General features: G+C 69.2%; 17 protein-coding genes. 5 read left to right on the top strand and 12 right to left on the bottom strand.

The genetic code is table 11. From position 1 onward, the window contains the following. Position 1: 1 nt before the first annotated feature. The 10 genes from murD to AWC08_RS25740 form a co-directional block, all read right to left on the bottom strand. Positions 2 to 1,456 carry a UDP-N-acetylmuramoyl-L-alanine--D-glutamate ligase gene (gene murD, locus AWC08_RS25785; protein ID WP_069434325.1) on the bottom strand — a complete coding sequence of 485 codons (1,455 nt, stop codon included), beginning with the start codon at positions 1,454 to 1,456 and terminating at the stop codon, positions 2 to 4. Between the two features lies 1 nt (position 1,457). After that, complete coding sequence (gene mraY, locus AWC08_RS25780) at positions 1,458 to 2,537, bottom strand: phospho-N-acetylmuramoyl-pentapeptide-transferase (protein WP_065135850.1); 1,080 nt, start codon at positions 2,535 to 2,537, stop codon at positions 1,458 to 1,460. Then, positions 2,534 to 4,030 carry a UDP-N-acetylmuramoyl-tripeptide--D-alanyl-D-alanine ligase gene (locus AWC08_RS25775; protein WP_069434326.1) on the bottom strand — a complete coding sequence of 499 codons (1,497 nt, stop codon included), beginning with the start codon at positions 4,028 to 4,030 and terminating at the stop codon, positions 2,534 to 2,536. The genes mraY and AWC08_RS25775 overlap by 4 nt, the downstream gene beginning before the upstream one ends. Then, positions 4,027 to 5,559 (bottom strand): UDP-N-acetylmuramoyl-L-alanyl-D-glutamate--2,6-diaminopimelate ligase, encoded by a 1,533-nt coding sequence (locus AWC08_RS25770; protein WP_065135848.1) that lies wholly within the window; start codon positions 5,557 to 5,559, stop codon positions 4,027 to 4,029. The genes AWC08_RS25775 and AWC08_RS25770 overlap by 4 nt, the downstream gene beginning before the upstream one ends. A 107-nt stretch (positions 5,560 to 5,666) precedes the next feature. Then, on the bottom strand, positions 5,667 to 7,307 hold the full coding sequence (locus AWC08_RS25765) for a PE family protein (RefSeq protein WP_069434171.1): 1,641 nt from the start codon (positions 7,305 to 7,307) through the stop codon (positions 5,667 to 5,669). Between the two features lie 117 nt (positions 7,308 to 7,424). After that, on the bottom strand, positions 7,425 to 9,416 hold the full coding sequence (locus AWC08_RS25760) for a peptidoglycan D,D-transpeptidase FtsI family protein (protein WP_065135846.1): 1,992 nt from the start codon (positions 9,414 to 9,416) through the stop codon (positions 7,425 to 7,427). Continuing rightward, entirely contained in the window at positions 9,413 to 10,600 is a 1,188-nt protein-coding gene (gene ftsL, locus AWC08_RS25755; protein WP_085088404.1) for a cell division protein FtsL, read from the bottom strand. Before ftsL ends, AWC08_RS25760 begins: the two co-directional genes overlap by 4 nt. Further along, a complete protein-coding gene (gene rsmH / locus AWC08_RS25750) occupies positions 10,597 to 11,742 on the bottom strand; it encodes a 16S rRNA (cytosine(1402)-N(4))-methyltransferase RsmH (protein WP_142283815.1) in 1,146 nt (381 codons plus the stop codon). The genes ftsL and rsmH overlap by 4 nt, the downstream gene beginning before the upstream one ends. A gap of 1 nt (position 11,743) precedes the next feature. Further along, complete coding sequence (mraZ, locus tag AWC08_RS25745; RefSeq protein ID WP_065135844.1) at positions 11,744 to 12,175, bottom strand: division/cell wall cluster transcriptional repressor MraZ; 432 nt, start codon at positions 12,173 to 12,175, stop codon at positions 11,744 to 11,746. A 388-nt stretch (positions 12,176 to 12,563) separates the two neighbouring features. Continuing rightward, positions 12,564 to 12,968: a DUF3040 domain-containing protein gene (locus AWC08_RS25740; RefSeq protein WP_069434173.1), complete on the bottom strand. Its 405-nt coding sequence runs from the start codon at positions 12,966 to 12,968 to the stop codon at positions 12,564 to 12,566. Positions 12,969 to 13,252: 284 nt separating this feature from the next. On the opposite strand from AWC08_RS25740, the gene AWC08_RS25735 reads away from it, so the two are divergent. Both AWC08_RS25735 and lppM read left to right on the top strand, forming a co-directional pair. Beyond that, on the top strand, positions 13,253 to 13,864 hold the full coding sequence (locus tag AWC08_RS25735; RefSeq protein WP_069434174.1) for a GNAT family N-acetyltransferase: 612 nt from the start codon (positions 13,253 to 13,255) through the stop codon (positions 13,862 to 13,864). A 128-nt stretch (positions 13,865 to 13,992) separates the two neighbouring features. Further along, the gene (lppM, locus tag AWC08_RS25730; RefSeq protein ID WP_065135841.1) at positions 13,993 to 14,640 is read left to right on the top strand and encodes a lipoprotein LppM; all 648 of its coding nucleotides are present in this window, start codon (positions 13,993 to 13,995) and stop codon (positions 14,638 to 14,640) included. A gap of 50 nt (positions 14,641 to 14,690) precedes the next feature. On the opposite strand, the gene AWC08_RS25725 is transcribed toward lppM, so the two are convergent. Beyond that, positions 14,691 to 15,584: a mycobacterial-type methylenetetrahydrofolate reductase gene (locus tag AWC08_RS25725; protein WP_069434175.1), complete on the bottom strand. Its 894-nt coding sequence runs from the start codon at positions 15,582 to 15,584 to the stop codon at positions 14,691 to 14,693. A gap of 182 nt (positions 15,585 to 15,766) precedes the next feature. Here AWC08_RS25725 and idsA2 point away from each other — a divergent pair, with 182 nt between their 5' ends. Together idsA2 and AWC08_RS25715 are read left to right on the top strand one after the other, a co-directional pair. Next, a complete protein-coding gene (idsA2, locus tag AWC08_RS25720) occupies positions 15,767 to 16,858 on the top strand; it encodes a bifunctional (2E,6E)-farnesyl/geranyl diphosphate synthase (protein ID WP_232007938.1) in 1,092 nt (363 codons plus the stop codon). Between the two features lie 3 nt (positions 16,859 to 16,861). Next, positions 16,862 to 18,394: an alpha-(1->6)-mannopyranosyltransferase A gene (locus AWC08_RS25715; protein ID WP_069434176.1), complete on the top strand. Its 1,533-nt coding sequence runs from the start codon at positions 16,862 to 16,864 to the stop codon at positions 18,392 to 18,394. Here the strand turns inward: AWC08_RS25715 and AWC08_RS25710 are convergent. After that, entirely contained in the window at positions 18,381 to 18,785 is a 405-nt protein-coding gene (locus tag AWC08_RS25710) for an Rv2175c family DNA-binding protein (protein ID WP_065133979.1), read from the bottom strand. The two genes, AWC08_RS25715 and AWC08_RS25710, sit on opposite strands and share 14 nt — an antisense overlap. A gap of 71 nt (positions 18,786 to 18,856) precedes the next feature. Between AWC08_RS25710 and AWC08_RS25705 the strand changes: the two genes are divergently transcribed. Next, the gene (locus AWC08_RS25705) at positions 18,857 to 20,053 is read left to right on the top strand and encodes a protein kinase domain-containing protein (RefSeq protein WP_065133978.1); all 1,197 of its coding nucleotides are present in this window, start codon (positions 18,857 to 18,859) and stop codon (positions 20,051 to 20,053) included.

Genomic DNA, 20,053 nt, shown 5'->3' with positions numbered 1-20,053 from the left:
CCTACCGGACCGCGGCGCGTACGGCTGCCGCGAACGCGTCGCCCCGGGCCGCGTAGCCGGTGAACTGGTCAAACGATGCGCCAGCCGGCGCGAGCAGCACCGTGTCCCCGGGTTTGGCCAGGCCGCGGGCCGCGGCTACGGCCGCGGCCATCACGCGAGACCCGATATCCTGGCCGTCCTCGTTATTCACTTGTGTCACATCAGCAACAGAAACCACACCAGTCGCATGCATCTCAACATCCTCGCCTGTAACAACGTGTACGACGGGGACATCGGGGGCGTGTCGTGATAACGCCTCGGCAACCTCGGCGCGGTCCCGGCCGAAGAGGACCGCTCCGACCAGGTGCGACGCGATGCGTTCGACCTCGACATCCAGGGACGCACCTTTGAGCAGGCCGCCGGCCAGCCACACCACGCGGGGGTAGGCCAACACTGAGGCCTGGGCGGCGTGCGGGTTGGTGGCCTTGGAATCGTCGACATATGTGATGCCGTCGACGACACTGACCACTTCGCAGCGGTGGCGACCCAGGCGGAATGCGGAGATCGCCGTGGCGATCGCTTCAGGGGCCACGTCCACCGCGCGCGCCAGCGCAGCAGCGGCCAGTGTGTTGAGCACTCCCACCGGACCCGGCACCGGTATCGACGACACCGGCAGCAGGGGCAGATCCTCGGCGAACGCCCGGTCGATGAGTTGCCCGTCGCGTACGCCGAGTTCCCCGGGCGCGGGTGCACCGAGCCGGAAGCCCACGCGTACCGCGGCCGGCGCGGTCTCGCGGAGCGCCGCCGCCCGGTCGTCGTCCAGGCCGACGACGGCGACCCGGCCGGTGAGCACCCGGGCCTTGGCGGCGGTGTAGGCGGCCATGGTGTGGTGCCAGTCCAGGTGGTCTTCGGCGATGTTGAGTACTACGCCCGCCTCGGGCCGCAGCGACGGCGCCCAGTACAGCTGGAAGCTGGACAGCTCGACAGCCAGCACGTCCGAAGGCTGATCCAGCACGTCGAGCACCGGGTCGCCGATGTTCCCGCACAACCGGCTGCGCAGCCCTCCGGCGGTCAGCATGTCGTGCAGCATCGAGGTGGTGGTGGTTTTGCCGTTGGTGCCGGTCACCACCAGCCAGCGCCGCGGTGGCCCGAAGTGGCCGGCCGCATCCAGCCGCCAGGCCAGCTCCACATCGCCCCAGATCGGCACCCCGGCCGCGGCGGCGGCCGCCAGCACCGGGGTGTCCGGCTGAAACCCGGGGCTGGTGATCACCAGCGTGTACCGGTCGATCTGATCGATCGCGGCCGCGGGGTCGGCCGTCGCGACGCCGTCCGCGGCATGCGGGGCCAGCATCGCCGGGTCGTCGTCGCACAGCGTCGGCGCGGCCCCGAACCGGCTCAGCGCCGCCAGCACGGCACGGCCGGTCACCCGGGCACCGGCGATCAGGACGGGCGCGTCCGGCGCCAGCGGGTCCAGCACGTCACGCACCGATCGTGGACAGGTACTCGCCGTAGAACAGGGCCACGCCCAGACCGCAGGTGATCGCGGTGAGCAACCAGAACCTGATGATGACCGTGGTTTCCGCCCAGCCGACCAACTCGAAATGATGATGGAAGGGCGCCATCCGGAAAACCCGACGCCCGGTGGTGCGGAAGGCCAGAATCTGCAACACCACGGAGGTGACCTCGGCGACGAACAGCGAACCGAGCACGACGGCCAGGATTTCGGTGTGGCTGGTCACCGACAGCCCCGCGATGATGCCACCCAGGGCCAGCGACCCGGTGTCTCCCATGAAGATCTTGGCCGGTGCGGCGTTCCACCACAGGAAGCCGATGCAGGCTCCGGCCGTAGCGGCGGCGACCAGCGCCAGGTCCAGCGGGTCGCGCACGTTGTAGCAACCCAGACCGGGCGCGGTGACGCAGGCGTTGCGGTACTGCCAGAAGGTGATCAGGACATAGGCGCCGGTCACCATCGCCATACAGCCCGCGGCCAGGCCGTCCAGCCCGTCGGTGAAGTTCACCGCATTCGACCACGCGCTGACCACCACCACGCAGAACAACACGAACAGGCCGGGCGCGAACGTGACCGTCGCGATTTCGCGCACATACGACAGGTCTGCACTGCCCGGGGTCAGGCCGGCGTTGTTGCGGAACTGCAGGACCAGTACCGCGAACAGCACGGCGGCGGTGATCTGCCCGACCGTCTTGGCCGTCTTGTTCAGTCCCAGGTTGCGCGACCGACGCAACTTGATCAGGTCGTCGAGGAATCCGACACCGCCCAGCATGGTAGCCAGGCCCAGCACCAGCAGGCCGGACGCAGTGATGCCCTCACCGTCGAACAACAAACCGAACAGGTGGGTGCCCAGGTAGCCGGCCCACATGCCGGCCAAGATCGCCACGCCACCCATCGACGGAGTGCCCCGCTTGGTGTGGTGGCTGGGCGGGCCGTCCTCGCGGATCTGGTGACCGAAGCCCTGCCGGGTGAACAGCCGGATCAGCGCCGGCGTCAGCAGGATGGACACGGTCACCGCGATGGCGACGGCGATAAGAATCTGCCTCACGGGCGTGCGCCTTCGGCGGTCAGTGCGTCGGCCAGCGCCCCCAACCCGACCGAGTTGGACGCCTTGACCAGCACCACGTCTCCGGGCTGCAGCTCGGCGCGCAGCAGGGCCAGAGCGCCGTCGGCGTCATCCACCATGACGGCTTCCTCCCCCCACGAGCCCTCCATCACCGCACCCTGGTGCATGGCGCTCATCGACCTCCCGGTTCCCACGACAACGAGTCGAGACACATCTAATCGCACCGCGAGCCGGCCGATGCGGTCGTGCTCGGTTATTGCATCCTCGCCGAGTTCGGCCATCTCACCCAGCACCGCCCAGCTGCGCCGCGGATGAGCCTCACCGTGGGCGATCCAGGCCAGCGCCTGCAGACCCGCCCGCATCGACTCGGGGTTGGCGTTGTAGGCGTCGTCGATGACGGTCACGCCGTCGGCGCGGGTGCTCACCTGCATGCGGTGGCGCGACACCGGGCCCGTCGCGGCGAGCGCTGCCGCGATCTGTTCCACGCTCGCACCACACTCCAGCGCGACCGCGGCCGCACACAGCGCGTTGCTGACCTGGTGCTCGCCGTAGACGCCGAGTCGGACCTCGGCCTGTTCGGCCCCGGCGTGCAGCGTGAACTGGGGCCTGGCCAGCTCGTCGAGTGACACCGGCCCGGCCCACACGTCGTCGGTCTTGGGACCGGCATTGCGACTCACCCTCACGACCCGGGCCGCGGTCACGTCGGCCATGGCCGCCACCAGCGGGTCGTCGGCGTTCAGGATGACCACCCCGGATGACGGAACAGATTGCGGCAGCTCGGATTTGGTTTGCGCAATGATCTCCCGGGAACCGAACTCGCCCAGATGCGCGGTGCCGACATTGAGCACCACGCCGATCGACGGGGTCGCGATACCGGCCAGCGCGGCGATATTGCCCGGGTGGCGGGCCGACATCTCCAGGATCAGGAAATCGGTGTCGCGGGTGGCCCGCAGCACCGTCCAGGGATGACCCAGCTCGTTGTTGAACGAGCCCGGCGGCGCGACCACCTCGCCCAGCGGCCGCAACACCGCGGCCACCAGGTCCTTGGTCGAGGTCTTGCCCGACGAGCCGGTGATCCCGATGATCCTCAGGCCACCGGCCGCCAGTTCGGCGGCCACGGCTTTGGCCAGCTTGGCGAGCGCGGCCAGCACCGCGGCACCCGAGCCGTCGGCGTCGTGCTCGAGCACCGACGCCCGGTCGTCCACGGCGGCTTGCGGTTTGACGACGATGGCGGGCACACCCACCGGCCGGGCGGCCAGCACCGCCACCGCGCCGGCGGCCATGGCCGAGGCGGCGTGGTCGTGCCCGTCGGCGCGGGCACCGGGTAGCGCCACGAAGAGTCCGCCCGGGCCGATGGCGCGCGAGTCGAATTCCACCGTCCCGGTGACGCGGGTGGTTGCGGCCACTTCCGGGCTGACGTCGGCCAGGGTGCCGCCGACGATGTCGGCGATCTGGGCCACGGTCAAATCGATCATGGGCGGGCCTCCAGGGCGCGCGCCAGTTCCACCCGGTCGTCGAACGGACGCACCTCGTCGGCGCTGCGCTGGCCGGTCTCGTGGCCCTTGCCGGCGATCAGCACCACGTCACCGGGACCGGCCCAAGCGACGGCGTAACGAATCGCCTCCCGCCGGTCGGCGATCTCGACCAACTCGGTTTTGGGGTCCACTTCGGCTGCGCCGGAAAGGATTTCGCGGCGGATGGCGGCGGGATCTTCGCTGCGCGGGTTGTCGTCGGTGACGACGACGAGGTCGGCGAGTTCGGCGGCCACCGCACCCATGGGCGCCCGCTTGCCGGGGTCGCGGTCGCCGCCGGCGCCGAACACCACCGCCAGGCGGCGGTCCGGTTGGGCCAGCGTGGCCAGCACCGCGCGCAGCGCACCCGGCTTGTGGGCGTAGTCGACGAGCGCGAGGAAATCCTGGCCGCAGTCGACCTGTTCGAGACGTCCCGGCACCCGGGTCGCCCGCAGGCCGGCCGCCGCTTGGGCCGGGGCGACCCCGACCGCGTCCAGAACCGCCAGTGCGACAAGGCAGTTGGCGATGTTGTAATGACCCGGCAAGTTGATGCCGACGCGGTGCCGTGTGCCGGCGGGATCGACGGCGGTGAATTCCTGGCTGGCCGGCCCGGTGGTCGTGACGTCGACGGCGTGCCAGTGCGCGGGTTGGCCGGTGACACTGACGGTGATCGCGTCGCCGGCCCGGGCCGCCATCGCGCGCCCGGCCTCATCGTCGACACATACCACCACCCTGTGGGCGCGCAGTCCCGAGGCGGGATCGAACAGCAATGCCTTGGCCTCGAAGTAGTCGGCCATGGTCGGGTGGAAGTCCAGATGGTCGCGCGACAGGTTGGTGAATCCGCCGACGGCGAACTCGGTGCCATCGACCCGGCCCAGCGCCAGCGCGTGACTGGACACTTCCATCACCACGGTGTCGACGCCGCGCTCGGCCATTGCCGCGAACAGCGCCTGCAGGGCCGGGGCCTCCGGCGTGGTGAGCGCGCTGGGGATGTCGGCGCCGTCGATGCGGATGCCGATGGTGCCGACCAGGCCCGCGACCCGGCCACCGGCCCGCAGACCCGCCTCGATCAGGTATGTCGTGGTGGTTTTGCCCGAGGTGCCGGTGATGCCGAGGACGGTGACCCGGTCAGACGGGCGGCCGTACACGGTCGCGGCCAGTCCGCCGAGCACGCTGCGTGGCGCCGGGTGGACCAGGACCGGCACCTTCGCCGCCTGGGCACCCATCGCGGCAACCCCGTCGGCGTCGGTGAGCACCGCCACTGCCCCGTGCCCGATGGCGTCGCCGGCATAGTGCGCGCCGTGCGTGGTCGAGCCGGGCAACGCGGCGAACAGGTCACCGGGCTGGACGTCCTGAGCGCGCAGTGTCACGCCGGTCACGTCGGCGTCGCCGGTGGACGTCGCTCCGATTTGCGCGGCCAGCGCGGTCAATGGCACGCCGGCGACCGTGTGGGGGCGCAGCGCAGTGGGCGTCGACTCCGCCACGGGCAGCACCTCCGTTCGGGCTCAGCTGGTCAGGGATCGCCATGATCGGCCCTGACACCCTATCGAGAGGCACCCGGTCACCGCGCAAAGCCGCGCCCGCGCGCAGCGCTACGGAACTATGACAATCCGTTCTGGCCGTTCGCGCCAAGAACTAAGCCGCCGGTACCGCCGGCACCGCCGGCGCCGCCGTTGACACCGTTGCCGCCGTTACCGCCGTTGCCGAAGAAGGTCTGGACGAAGGAGCCCTGGGAGATCGCGCCGACGTTGCCGCCGGCGCCGCCAACGGCAGCGCCACTGCCGAAGCCGGCGTTGCCGCCGTTTCCGCCCAAGCCAACAGTGAACAGGCCGCCGGCGTCGCCGCCATCACCGCCATTGCCGCTCTGACCAACGCTGCCGCCACCGGCACCGCCCGTACCGCCGACAGCAAGTCCCGCGACATTTGCGCCCTGGCCGCCCGCACCACCGACGCCACCGACGCCGTTGTTGCTGTAGCCGCCCGCGCCTCCGACACCGCCCACGCCCAGGCCGAAAATCGCCGCGCCCGTGCCGCCGCCACCGCCCACGCCACCCGGCCCAGTTGGGTCCACCGCGCCGCCGATGCCGCCGGCACCTCCGACCCCTGTGCCCAGGACCACAGCGCCGGTGCCGCCAGTACCGGCCGCACCGCCACCGGCGGGGCCGGATCCACCCGCTCCACCGACACCCCCCTGCGCGTAGCCGCTCAGCACACCGGCGGCACCACCAGCACCCCCAGCACCGCCGACGCCGGTAGCATCGAATGCCGTTCCGCCGGCCCCGCCCGCACCGCCGAGTCCGAAGAGGTAACCGCCGCCGGCGCCACCGGTACCACCGGCACCGCCGGCGGTAAAGCCGGTTCCACCCGCACCACCGGCACCACCGAGGCCGAGGAAGTTACCACCCGCATCGCCGCCGACGCCGCCGGCGCCCCCACCGACAAAGCCATATCCACCCGCACCGCCAGCGCCCCCGATGGCGACCAGCCTTCCGCCGGCACCACCGGCGCCGCCGGCCCCGCCGATCCCTCCGCCGGCGTTGCCGCCAGCACCGCCGGCTCCGCCCCAGCCGATGAGTGAGGCGTTACCGCCGGCCCCGCCCGCACCGCCATTGCCGAAGAGCACCGATTCTCCTCCGACGCCGCCGGCGCCGCCGCTGCCGAGCAACCACCCGCCGTTGCCGCCCGCGCCGCCCACCCCGCCGCGGAAGCCGGCGCCGCCGGCACCGCCGTTGCCGATCAGCCCGGCGGCGCCGCCGCTGCCGCCGTTCTGCGGGTCTAACCCGCTGTTGTAACTGAAACCGTTGCCCCCGTTGCCGACCAGCAGTCCACCGGCACCACCGTTGGGGTTGGCCGCCGTGCCGTTCGCGCCGTTACCGATCAGCGGACGGCCCAACAGCGCCTGAGTCGGCGCGTTCACCACACTCAGGACGCCGTCCTGCACCGCCTGCAACGGCGCGGCACTTGCCGCGTCCGCCGCCGCGTACGCGCCACCGGCCGCATTAAGCGTCTGCAAAAAGCTCTGGTGAAACTGCGCGGCGACGGCGCTCAACGACTGGTACTGCACGCCGTGACCGCTGAATATCGCGGTGACCGCCGCCGAGATCTCGTCGGCACCGGCTGACAGGATTTCGGTGGTCGTCGCCGAGGCAGCGGCATTGGCGCTGTGCAACGAGGTCCCGAGACGCGCCAACTGCTGCGTCGCCGTCTCCAACGCTTCCGGAACAACATTGACGAACGACATCGGGAGCCTCCTGCTGGCCACGGGTGAGCGGCTGCCAGTATGCATACTCGACGCGCGTTCGTGCGGCTATTCGCCGAAATGTCGTGAGCCTTCGGCGAAAACCCATGATCGACCCTGCTACATCGCCTGCAGCGTCAGCGGGGGTCCCGGATCAGGTGACAACGGCACGTTCTCCCGCTGCATCAGCCAGCCGGCGATGTTGTGGAACAGCGGCGCCGCGGAGTGCCCCGGGGTGCCGTCGGCGTTGCGTTGCGGGTTGTCCATCATGATGCCGATGACATAGCGGGGGTTGTCGACCGTGGCCATGCCGGCGAAGGTGATCCAGTAGACGTCGTCGAAGTAGCAGCCGCAGCCGGGATTGATCTGCTGAGCGGTGCCGGTCTTGCCGGCCATCTGATAACCCGGCACCGCGGCGGCGGGACCGGTGCCCTGCTGGTATCCCATCGGGTCCTGTTGCACGACAGCGCGCAGCATCTGGCGCACGGTCTGGGCAGTCTGCGCCGATACCACTCGGACACCTTCGGGCCGCGGTTCCTCGGTGCGCGAACCGTCGGCCGCGACGGTGGCCCTGAGAATGCGCGGCGGGATCCGCACCCCGTCATTGGCGATGGCCTGATACATGCCGGCCATCTGCAGCAATGTCATCGAAACACCCTGTCCGATAGGCAGATTCGAGAATGTGCTGCCCGACCACTGGTCGATCGGCGGTACCAGGCCGGCGCTTTCGCCGGGCAATCCGACGCCGGTGCGCTGGCCCAGTCCGAACTTGCGGACCATGTCGTAGAAGCGCTCCGGGCCCACCCGCTGCGCCAGCATCAGGGTCCCGACGTTCGAGGACTTCCCGAATACGCCGGTGGTGGTGTAAGGCATCACGCCGTGCTCCCATGCGTCGTGCACGGTGACGCCGCCCATGTTGATGGAGCCGGGTACCTGCAGCACCTCATCAGGGTTGGACAGGCCGTACTCGATGACCGAGGACGCGGTGATGATCTTGTTCACCGATCCCGGTTCGAACGGCGAGGACACCGGCAGATTGCCCAGTTGCCGGTCGCCCTGCCGCCCAATGTCCTGCGACGGGTCGAAGGTGTTGTCGTTGGCCATCGCCAAGACTTCACCGGTTTTGGCGTCGAGCACCACCGCCGACACGGTGTGGGCTCCTGAGACGTTTTTGGCCTGCTGCACCTGCTGTTGAACATAAAACTGGATGTCGTCGTCCAGGGTGAGCTGGACGGTGGAACCGTGTACGGCCTTGTGCCGGTTGCGGTAGCTGCCCGGGATGACGACACCGTCGGAGCCGCGGTCGTAGGTGACCGAGCCATCGGTGCCGGCCAGCATGGCGTCCAGGGAGTCCTCGAGCCCCAGCAAGCCGTGGCCGTCCCAGTCGATACCGCCGACGATATTGGCCGCCAACGAGCCGCCCGGGTACTGCCGCAGGTCCTGGCGCTCGGAACCGACCTCGGGGTACTTGGCCGAAATGGCATGGGCGACAGCGGGTTCGACGTTTCGGGCCAGGTAGACGAACGAGTCGTTGCTCTGCAGCTTCTTGAGCAGGGTGGCGGCGTCGGGCTTGTTGTTCAACTTGCCCGCAATGTCTTTGGCCATGTCCTTGAGACGCTGGTCCGGGTCCGGCGCACTCGAGGTCTTCTTCCTGGCCTCTTCGAGTTGCTGTCGAATCCGCTTGGGCTGGAAGGTGAGCGCGCGCGCCTCGATGGTGAACGCGAGCCGGTCGTTGTGGCGGTCGATGATCGAGCCACGCACGGCCCTCTCGACGTCGGTGACCTTGAGCTGGCCGGCCGCCTGCGCGTTGAGTTCCGAGGCGTTGGACACCTGCAGGTAGAACAGCTGCGTCACGGCCACCAGCATCAGCACCGAGATGACCGCATTGCCGGCCCGATGCCGGAAGACGAAGGACGCACCGCGGCTGGCCACTTCCACCACCTGCCGGGTGCGCCGCTCTTTGGCCGAGTGCGCCGTCTCCGGTCGCGCGACGGCGCGAGATTTGTCAGCTTCCCGGGTTTTCCGGCTCCGCTTCGGCTCGCGCACCTGGTCGCCGCGGGGCCGACGGGGACCGCGCTCCTGGCGCGCCGGCCTCGCGTCGCCGCGACTCATCGAGGCACCCCGGGCACCGTCACCGCAGGCGGGGCGACCGGTGCGACCTGTCCCGTGTTGACCGGCGGCAGATCATCGTGGAACGGATTCGGTACGGCTGCCGGTGCAGGTGGCACCGGCAGCTGGGCGGGCGCCTGACCGGGATATGTCAGCAACGGCCCGTGCCCATCCGGCAGCTGCCCGGGCACCTGGCCGCCGGGCACCGCCGGCACCTGGCCCGGCGCCGTCGGGATCTGGCCCGGCGCCGTCGGGACCTGGCCGCCGGGCACCGTCGGGACCTGGCCGCCGGGCACCGCCGGGACCTGGCCCGGCGCCGTCGGGACCTGGCCCGGCACCGGAGCCTGCAGGTTCGGATTCAGCGTCGCCGAACCGTCGGGCCCCCGCAGCAGCACCTGCGGGCCCGGGCGTGCCGGCGACGCCGGGTCCCCGGGAGTCGGGAGCACCCGCACCGCCACCTCCGGCGGAGTCACCGCCGGCTTCGGCGGCGCGGGGGGCGCCTCGTCGGGCAGCTTGGCGTTCAGCGGCGGCGGCTGGATGCCGTCGGCCGGTTTCGGAGTCCCCACGACCACCCACGTGCCGTCGGGCGCCTGGACCAGGTGAGCGGTGTCCCTGGTGGGGATCATGCCTTGCTTGCGGGCCGCCTCGGCCAGCGCCGGAGCCGACTCCGCCTCCCGCACGTCGCGTTCGAGCGCCTCTTTCTGCTGTTGCAGCATGCGGGTGCGCTCGCGGGCATCGCTCAACTTGTAGGAACGCTCGGCAGCGTCGGTGGACAACCACAGCGTCAGACCCAGCCCGATGCCGAGCGCGCCGATGACCAACACGACAAACGGGATCCTGCTCAACAGGGTGTGCGGCCGCAGGTCGATCTGACTGATCCGGGTGGCCAACCGCTCGGTGAGCTTGGGCCGAATCACCTTGGGCGCCTTGGCTTTGCGCGCCTTTGCGCGAGCCTTGGCCTGGCTGGTGTTCTTGGCCCGGGCCGGCCGGTCGACGGGCCGGGTCATCGGGCTGGTCTGGGGACCCGATCGCGGCAACCGCGCTTCGCGACTGGGCGCCGCCGGCTTTGCCGACCGCCCCCTGCCCCGCCGTGCCGACGACTCCACGGAGCCGGGCCGGGCGGCACCGGTGCGTCGGCCGCGACGCTCGCTCTCGCGGCGCTTGGTCGCCTCACGCTTTGCGCTCATGCCTGTGCCTTCCCCCTCGCGTGCTCGATTCGTTGCAGGGCCCGCAATCGGACCGGGGCGCTGCGCGGGTTGCGTTCCACCTCGGTGGCGTCCGCTTTTTCCGCGCCGTGGGTCAACGACCGAAACAGCGGCCCGTGGCCGGGAAGTTCGACTGGCAGGCCCGGCGGCGTGCGGGACGCGGTGGCCTCGGCGAACAACCGCTTGACGATTCGGTCCTCCAGGGACTGGTAGGCCATCACCACGATGCGGCCGGCGACGACAAGCGCGTCCAGGGCGGCGGGTATCGCGTTGCGCAGCGACTCCAGTTCGTCGTTGACGGCCACCCGCAGCGCCTGGAACGTGCGCTTGGCCGGGTGCCCGCCGGTGCGGCGGGCCGGAGCCGGAATTGCTTCGTAGAGCAGGGCGACCAGCTCGGCGGTGGAGGTGAACGGCGCGCGGGCGCGCCGGCGAACGATCTGCGCCGCAATGCGACGGGCGAACCGCTCCTCGCCATAGCGGTGCAGGATGTCGGCCAGCTCGGCCTCGCCGTAGGTGTTGACGATGTCTGCCGCGGTCAGTGGTGACGACGGGTCCATCCGCATGTCCAGGGGGGCGTCCTTGGCATAGGCGAAGCCCCGCTCGGCGCGGTCGAGCTGCATCGACGAGACGCCGAGGTCGAACAGGACGCCGTCGACCGATTCAACTGTGCCGTAACCGGATTCGGTCAGCGCGTCGGTGATGCCGTCATAGCGGGTGTGCACCAGGGTGACCCGCTCGGCGAACGGAGCCAGCCGGTCGCGGGCGATGTCCAGAGCGCTCGGGTCGCGGTCGAGCCCGATCAGGCGCAGGCCGGGCAGTTCGGTGAGGAACCGCTGCGCATGCCCGCCTGCCCCGAGGGTGGCATCGACAAGAACGGCGCCGGCGCCGTCGGGGCGGTGCCGGGTGAGCGCCGGCGTGAGCAGGTCGACACACCGTTGGGCCAGTACCGGGACGTGACCGAATTCGCTTGCGGCGGAATCCGAGCCAGGCACCGTGACCCCTTCCCCGCTCCGGGCTAACTGGCGTGCTGTCCGTGCACCGAGGCCCCTGTCCGAGACGCACCTGGCGTTGGGGAAGTACGCCAGGGTCGGTTCGGGCAGAGACCACGGTGCACAGGCATGCACCTCAGAAGATGTCGCCGAGTGCTTCATCGCTGGCTGCGGAGAAGTTCTCTTCATGCATTTGCTGATAGTCGTTCCAGGCCTGGGCATCCCAGATCTCGAGGTAGTCGACTGCGCCGATCACCACGCAGTCCTTGGACAGGCCTGCGTAGCGGCGGTGGTCGGCCGACAGGGTGATGCGGCCTTGGCCGTCGGGATGTTGCTCGTCGGTGCCGGCGGCCAGGTTGCGCAGGAATGCGCGAGCCTCCGGGTTGCTACGGGGCGCCTTGCTCGCCCGGCGGGCCAACTGCTCGAATTCCGCCCGCGGGTACACGGCGAGGCTGTGGTCTTGGCTCTTGGTGACCATCAAACCCCCTGCCAGTGCGTCGCGAAACTTGGCCGGCAGCGTCAGCCGCCCCTTGTCGTCGAGCTTGGGCGTGTAGGTGCCGAGAAACACTGGGGCACCTCCAACTTGCTTCTCACCCAAACACTTCGGCCACCATACCCCACAACCCCCCACTTCGCCCCATAAACACCCCCTCCGCGCGTCCCGGTGTGGCGTTTTCGCACCACAGCCGACTCGCGCCTGGGGCGATGGGTTCTATGAGGGGGTTTCAGAAACAGCGAAAAGCCAAGTCAGGGCCAATCTTTGGCGTTCCGGGGTCAGGGTGGGGCGCAGTGGGGAGCTATGGACACAACTGCGCTACAAGTGGGCCACGAGATGGCTTCACCCGGCGTGGTCAGCGTGTCGAAGCGGCCGAGTCTGCGACCGTCAAGGACCGGGGGTGCAAATAGCAAAACGGGGCAGCCGATGGGGCTACCCCGTCGAGTCCTTACGCGTTGACCTACTCGTCGAACCGACGGCGGAACCGGTCCTCCATGCGACTGGTGAAGGAACCGCCTGAACCCTTGGACCGACGCTGCCGCGACGAACCTGCCGTCGGGGCGCTGTGGTCCGGCCGGCCGGACAACCGCCGGCCGGTGACTGCATAAACCACACCACCGAACATCACCACGAAGCCGAACACGCTGAGAATCGGGAAACTTCCGATCATCGTGGCTTTGAACGCCACGCCGGAAACCAGCATGGCCAGGCCCACGACGAACAACGCAGTGCCCTGTAGACGCCGGCGCGCGGTGGGCGCGCGGAAGCCGCCGCCGCGCACGCTGGACGCAAACTTTGGATCCTCGGCATAGAGAGCGCTCTCGATCTGATCGAGCATTCGCTGCTCATGATCGGAGAGTGGCATTCGTCCCTCCTTGCCGAAACATTGTCACGTAGCCACTGATAGCACGCGCCTGCCCATTCGTTTGGGCAACTAACCCCAATGATACGAGGTCAATCTGTGCCGTACCACTGGTTCGCAGGCGATTCTATCCCGGTTGCGGCACTGCGACGTGATCGGCTGCGAGGACACGATGGTGCGACCAGTCACACCGGCCGTCGCGCGCCCCGTCGCGGCCACCCGAACGGCGCGTCCGATACTGGAACCACCCGGAGCTCATCCGCAGCCGATGAAAAGGACACCGCAAGTTGGCGACATTCCTCATCGATTTGCCGGCCAGAGAAATGACGCGCCGCCTCGGCGACGCTCTGGGCGTCTACGTCGACGCGATGCGCTACCCCAAAGGCACCGAGAACCAGCGGGCCGGAATGTGGTTGGAGCACACCCGGCGGCCGGGCTGGAAGGCGGTCGCTGCCGTCGAGGTCGCCACCGAGGACGCGGGGGTCAATTCCGGCGGACCGTCGGAGGCCGAGCTGCGCAGCGCACCGCTGGTCGGCATCGCCTACGGTTACCCCGGGGCCCCCGGCCAGTGGTGGCAACAGCAGGTAGTCCTGGGATTACAGCGCAGCGGCTTCCCGCCGCACGCCATCGACCGGCTGATGAACAGCTATTTCGAGTTGACCGAGCTGCACATCCATCCCCGCGCCCAAGGGCGTGGCCTCGGCGAGGCGCTGACCCGACGCCTGCTGGCGGGCCGCGACGAGAACAATGTGCTGCTGTCCACGCCGGAGAACAACGGCGAGGCCAACCGTGCCTGGCGCCTGTACCGGCGGCTGGGTTTCACCGACGTCATCCGCGGCTACTACTTCGCCGGCGATCCGCGGCCCTTCGCGATTCTGGGCCGCGCGCTGCCCCTTTAGCCGGACAGCTCGCCCATGCGTCACCCCCGGTCTGGCACGATGACCTGGTGCCAGCCAGTTCTCCCCCGCTTCCAGCCCGCGGACGCCGAACGATCGGCGCCAGAAAGCGCCAGGCACTGGCCATCCTGATGCTGCTGATGCTGGTGCCCCTGGCCACCGGATGCCTGCGCGTGCGGGCGTCGTTGACGATCTCTCCCGACGATCAGGTGTCCGGCGAGATCATCGCCGCGGCCAAACCCAAGAACAACAAGGACACCGGCCCACAGCTCGACACGAACCTGCCCTTCAGTCAGAAGGTCGCCGTCTCCAACTACGACAGCGACGGCTATGTGGGCTCGCAGGCCGTGTTCTCCGACCTGACGTTCGCCGAGTTGCCGCAGCTGGCCCACATGAACCCCGACGCCGCCGGGGTGAACCTGTCGCTGCGCCGTAACGGCAACCTGGTGATCCTGGAGGGCCGGGCCGACCTGACCTCGCTGACCGACCCGGACGCCGACGTCGAGTTGACCGTCGCGTTCCCCGGCACGGTCACCTCCACCAACGGCGACCGGATCGAACCCGAAGTGGTGCAGTGGAAGCTCAAACCGGGCGTCGTCAGCACCATGACCGCGCAGGCCCGCTACACCGATCCCAACACCCGGTCGTTCACCGGGGCCGGAATCTGGCTGGGCATCGCCTCGTTCGCGGCCGCCGGAGTGGTGGCGTTGCTGGCGTGGATCAGCCGCGACCGCTCACCGCGGTTCACCGCCTCGGGCGATCAGACGACGTCCGGCTAATCGCGATCGCAAGAGCGGGGTAGCCGGTCGCTGCGGGTCGCGACAATCGGTTAGGCCCGGTCGGGCGCCCAGTAGGCGAGCATCTCCGCGAACGTCTCGAACGCCGGAGCGGACACCCCGTACGTCGCCTCGAAGTGGATGCTCAGCGGGAAGCCCAGGTCGGCCACTCCGTCGACCACCCGCTTGTACAGATCCACCAGCAGCCGGCGCTTCTGCTCAGGTTCGCTGCCGGCCAGCTGCCTGACGAAGTCCTGTTCGCCGGCCACCGCCGCGTTGCCTGGATCCTGAATCAGCCAGTGGATCAGGCCCACGCGGGTTTCCATCTTCGGCACGAAACCGAACGACAGCAGAATCTCCGGCCGGTGATCGGTCTCTTTGGCGAACTGGGCCAGAAAATCCACGATCGCGTCGGAATACAGCAACTGGGTCATCCCGTAGGTCGCGCCCTGGTTGCACTTGAAGTTGAACCGGCCCTGCTCGCCTTCCCGGGTAGGGATCACGATCACCCCACGGTTAGTCACCGCGTCGCGGTAGATCGACAGCGCGTCGGTCGGTGCGACGCCGGAGCCCTCTCCGTCGTTCATGGTGCGCGGCACCCCGACGAACACCACTCCCTCCATGCCGGCGTCGGTCAGCTCGGCCAGGCGCTTGCCCAGGGACGCTTCGTCCATGAACGCCGTGACCTGGGTGCACAAGCCGTGCATGCCGGGCAGCTGTGGCCGGATGATCGACCAGAAGTCCAGGACGTCCATCTTGGGCTTCATCGGCACCGGACGATCGTCGTCCTCGGCAATCATGCCGGGGATCATGACGTGCCGGATGCGCCCGTCGAGCCCCGACTCAGCCGAGTAGCGCACCACTTTCTGCGCGTCATCGGCCGCCTTTTCCGGACCCCCGTCCACGTTCGGCGGCACCAGCTCCAGCGCGATGGTGTTGAGCGTCACGGCTCCTTCTCCCTATGGTTCCGACTGCGGCTACCCCCCGATGCCCGCTGCCGGGCCACCACGACAGCATAGGGGCGACGGTCGGCGCGACCGAACCAGCTGGGGTCGCCGGCGGGCCACCGGCAACGGGGCGGCATACACTGTCGGGCCAGAAGCACGCCGAGCAGAAAGGGGCACCTCCGGTGAGCCTGGAAGCATCGGCAACCGTCGAGGCGGCCGGCGCCATCACCGAACAGCTGCGACGGTATGTGCACCACCGACGCACCGAAGCCGCTTATCTCGGCGACGACTACGACACGTTGACCGGCTGGCTCGAAGACTTCGTGCTCAGTGGCGGCAAGCGGATCCGTCCGGTCTTCGCGTACTGGGGTTGGGACGCGGTGAGCACCGAGGCACCCGATCCGGATGCGCTGCTGCTGTTCGGGGCGCTGGAGTTGCTGCACGCGTTTGCGCTGATCCACGACGATGTGATCGACGCCTCCGCGACGCGTCGCGGTAGGCCGACCGCCCACGTACATTTCGCGGCCCTGCATCGCGACCGGAACTGGCACGGCGCAGCCGAGCAGTTCGGATTGTCCGCGGCGATCCTGCTCGGTGACATCGCGCACGCCTGGGCAAACGACGTCATCTCCCGGGCCGGCCTGTGCCCTGCGGCCCGGCAACGCGTCGAACGTGTCTGGTCGGATATCCGCACCGAGGTGCTAGGCGGCCAGTTCCTCGACATCGTCGCGGAGGCCGCACCGGCGGCCTCGGCCGCCGAGGCGGTCGCATCAGCCATGGCCGTCGCCACCTACAAAACCGCCTCGTATACGGTGTCTCGACCATTGCAGCTGGGAGCGGCAGCCGCTGCCGACCGACCCGACGTGCTGGCGGCCTTCCAGCAATTCGGGACCGACCTCGGGGTGGCATTCCAGCTTCGCGACGACGTGCTCGGCGTGTTCGGCGACCCCGCGGTGACGGGCAAACCCTCCGGTGACGACCTGCGCTCGGGCAAGCGCACCGTGTTGCTGGCCGAGGCCACCAGATTGGCCGACGAATCAGACCCGGTGGCGGCCGAGCTGTTGCGCACCTCGATCGGGACCGAGTTGACCGATGCGCAGGTACGTGAACTTCGCACGGTGATCGAAGACCTGGGCGCCCTGGCCGCCTCGGAGAACCGCATCGGCGAGCTCACCGAGCGCGCACTGGCGACGTTGTCCGCCGCGCCGATCAACGCGACCGCCAAAGCGGGATTGTCCGAACTGGCCCGCCGGGCGACCGACCGGACCGCCTGACCCATGCCAGTCACCAAAGAGCCTTACCGCCAACGCCTTTCGAAGTTGCGCGCGTTCGCCACCGCCGCCGAGGGTGGGCCCGCCCGACTCGGCTTCGTGGGCGCGGTGCTGATCACCGCCGGCGGCCTGGGCGCCGGCAGCACCCGTCAGCACGACCCGCTACTGGAGTCGCTGCACCTGTCCTGGATGCGATTCGGGCACGGTCTGGTGTTGTCGTCGATCCTGCTGTGGCTCGGCGTCGGGCTGATGCTGATCGCCTGGCTGCGGCTGGGCCGGCAGTGCCTGGCCGGTGCGGCGACCGAGTTCACCATGCGAGCCACCACCGCGTTCTGGCTGGCGCCCCTGCTGTTGTCGGTGCCGGTGTTCAGCCGCGACACCTACTCGTATCTCGCGCAGGGCGCGCTGCTACGCGACGGCCTGGACCCCTATGCGGTCGGGCCGGTCGGTAACCCCAACGCGCTGCTGGACGACGTCTCACCCATCTGGACCATCACCACCGCGCCCTACGGTCCAGCGTTCATCCTGGTGGCCAAGGTGGTCACGATGATCGTCGGCAACAACGTGGTCGCCGGCACAATGCTGCTGCGACTGAGCATGCTGCCCGGCTTGGCACTGTTGATCTGGGCCGCCCCCCGGCTGGCCAATCATCTGGGCACCGACGGCGCGAAGGCGCTGTGGATCTGCGTGCTGAACCCGCTGGTGCTCATCCATCTGATGGGCGGCGTCCACAACGAAATGCTGATGGTGGGCCTGATGGCCGCGGGCATCGCGCTCACCCTGCAACGCCACCACGTCGCCGGAATCACCCTGCTCACCATTGCGATCGCGGTGAAAGCCACCGCGGGGCTGGCGCTGCCATTCCTGTGCTGGGTGTGGATGCGTCATCTGCGGGAGGATCGCGGCTGGCGGCCCGTCCGCGCGTTCGGGGCGGCGGTGCTGGCGTCGCTGGCGATCTGTGTCGTCGGCTTCGCCGTGCTGTCGCTGGTGGCCGGGGTGGGGCTGGGCTGGCTGACCGCGCTGGCCGGTTCGGTGAAGATCATCAACTGGCTGACCGTCCCGACCGCCGCGGCAAACCTGATTCACGCTTTCACCAGCGGCCTGTTCGCGGTGCAGTTCTACACCGTGCTGCGGATCGCCCGGCTGATCGGGATCGTGGTCATCCTGGTGTCCCTGCCGGTGTTGTGGTGGCGCTTCCGCCGCGACGACCGCGACGCGCTGCTGGGCATCTTCTGGGTGATGGTGATCGTGGTGTTGTTCGTTCCCGCCGCCCTGCCGTGGTACTACTCCTGGCCACTGGCGGTGCTTGCCCCGCTGGCCCAGTCCCGTCGGGCGATGGCGGCGATCGCGGGTTTCTCGACGTGGATCATGGTCATCTTCAAGCCCGACGGATCACACGGCATGTATTCCTGGCTGCACGTCGGGCTGGCGACCGCTTTCGCGGTGCTGGCCTGGTATTCGCTGTACCGGGAGCCGGCGCGCGATGCGGACCCCGAGACAGACCCCGGGGCGGACGCAGCGGCGGTCAGTACGCCATAGCCTGGGCGCGCCGCACCACCTCGCGGGCCTGATGGGCGTGCAGCGCATCCACCGGGCGGGCATTGTTCAACGCATCGCGCGAGCCGTCGCGGGTGACGGTGAGCGACGGGTCGGGGGTGAACAGCCAGCGCACGATCTCGGTTTCGTGGTAGCCGCCGTCGTGCAGGATCGTCAACAGGCCCGGCAGGCTCTTGACCACCTGGCCGGCGTTGGTGAAGAACACCTGCGGCACCACCACGCCACCGTCGCGGCGCACCGCGACCAGGTGACCTTCCCTCAGCTGCTGCAGGACCTTGCTCACCGAGATGCCGAGCAGTTCGGCGACCCGGGACAGGTCGTAGGTTGGCTCGTCGGGATCCAGAACATCGTCGCCGGCCGGGATGCTGCCCACGACGTCAGTCTAGAACTTGCCGGCCGGGCAAGTCTGCGCGTTCTGCGATCAAATCGCGCCGTCCACCTACGATGGCCTCCGTGGTTGGAGGGGACCCGTTGGACAACACCTTGCTGGATGGCCGGTACCTGGTGCAGGCGAAAATCGGCAGCGGCGGCACCTCAACCGTCTACCGGGGCCTCGACACGCGACTGGACCGCCCGGTCGCGCTGAAGGTGATGGATTCCCGCTACGCCGGCGATCAGCAGTTCCTGCACCGCTTCCAGCTCGAGGCGCGCACCGTCGCCCGGCTGAAGAATCCGGGCCTGGTCGCGGTCTACGACCAGGGCCAGGACGGCAGGCACCCATTTCTGGTGATGGAACTCGTAGAGGGCGGCACCCTGCGCGAACTGCTGGCCGAGCGCGGTCCGATGCCGCCCCACGCCGTGGCGGCGGTACTGCGCCCGGTTCTGGGCGGGCTGGCGGCCGCGCACCGGGCCGGGCTGGTACACCGTGACGTCAAGCCGGAGAACGTGCTGATCTCCGACGACGGCGAGGTCAAGATCGCCGATTTCGGGCTGGTCCGCGCCGTCGCCGCCGCCGGAATCACGTCGGCCAGTGTGATTCTGGGCACCGCGGCGTACCTGTCGCCCGAGCAGGTCCGCGACGGCAACGCGGGTCCGCGCAGCGACGTCTACTCGGTCGGAATCCTCACCTATGAGCTGCTCACCGGGCACCCTCCGTTCACCGGCGACACCGCGTTGTCGGTCGCCTATCAACGGCTGGATAACGATGTGCCGCCGCCGAGCTCCGTAATCGACGGTGTGCCAACACAACTCGACGAATTCGTGGCGTGCGCCACCGCCCGCGACGCGTCACAACGGTATGCCGATGCGATCGAGATGGCCGCTGACCTGGAATCGATCGTCGAGGAGTTGGGATTGCCGGACTTCCGGGTTCCGGCGCCGCGCAACTCCGCTCAGCACCGGGCGCTGGAGCACAGCCGGATGACTGCGCGCCCGGCCCCGAACCCGACCCGTCAGTTCACCCGCGAACCCGGGGAGTCCGACTCCGCGGCGCCGGCGCCACCGGACGCCTTCGACGAGACGGACGACGAATACGTCGGGCACTCAGGTGAATTCGCCGGGATATCCCTCGACGAATTCGTCTGGGCGCGCCAGCACGGCCGCCGGATGGTGCTGATCTGGATGGCCGTGGTGGTGACGCTGACCGGGTTGGTGGCGACCGCCGGGTGGACGATCGGCGTGCACCTGAGCACGCTGCTCTAG

Source organism: Mycobacterium gordonae (genome assembly GCF_002101675.1).
Classification (GTDB): domain Bacteria; phylum Actinomycetota; class Actinomycetes; order Mycobacteriales; family Mycobacteriaceae; genus Mycobacterium; species Mycobacterium gordonae.
Note: the sequence above shows the minus strand (reverse complement) of the source record. Positions and strands in the feature narration are given on the sequence as shown.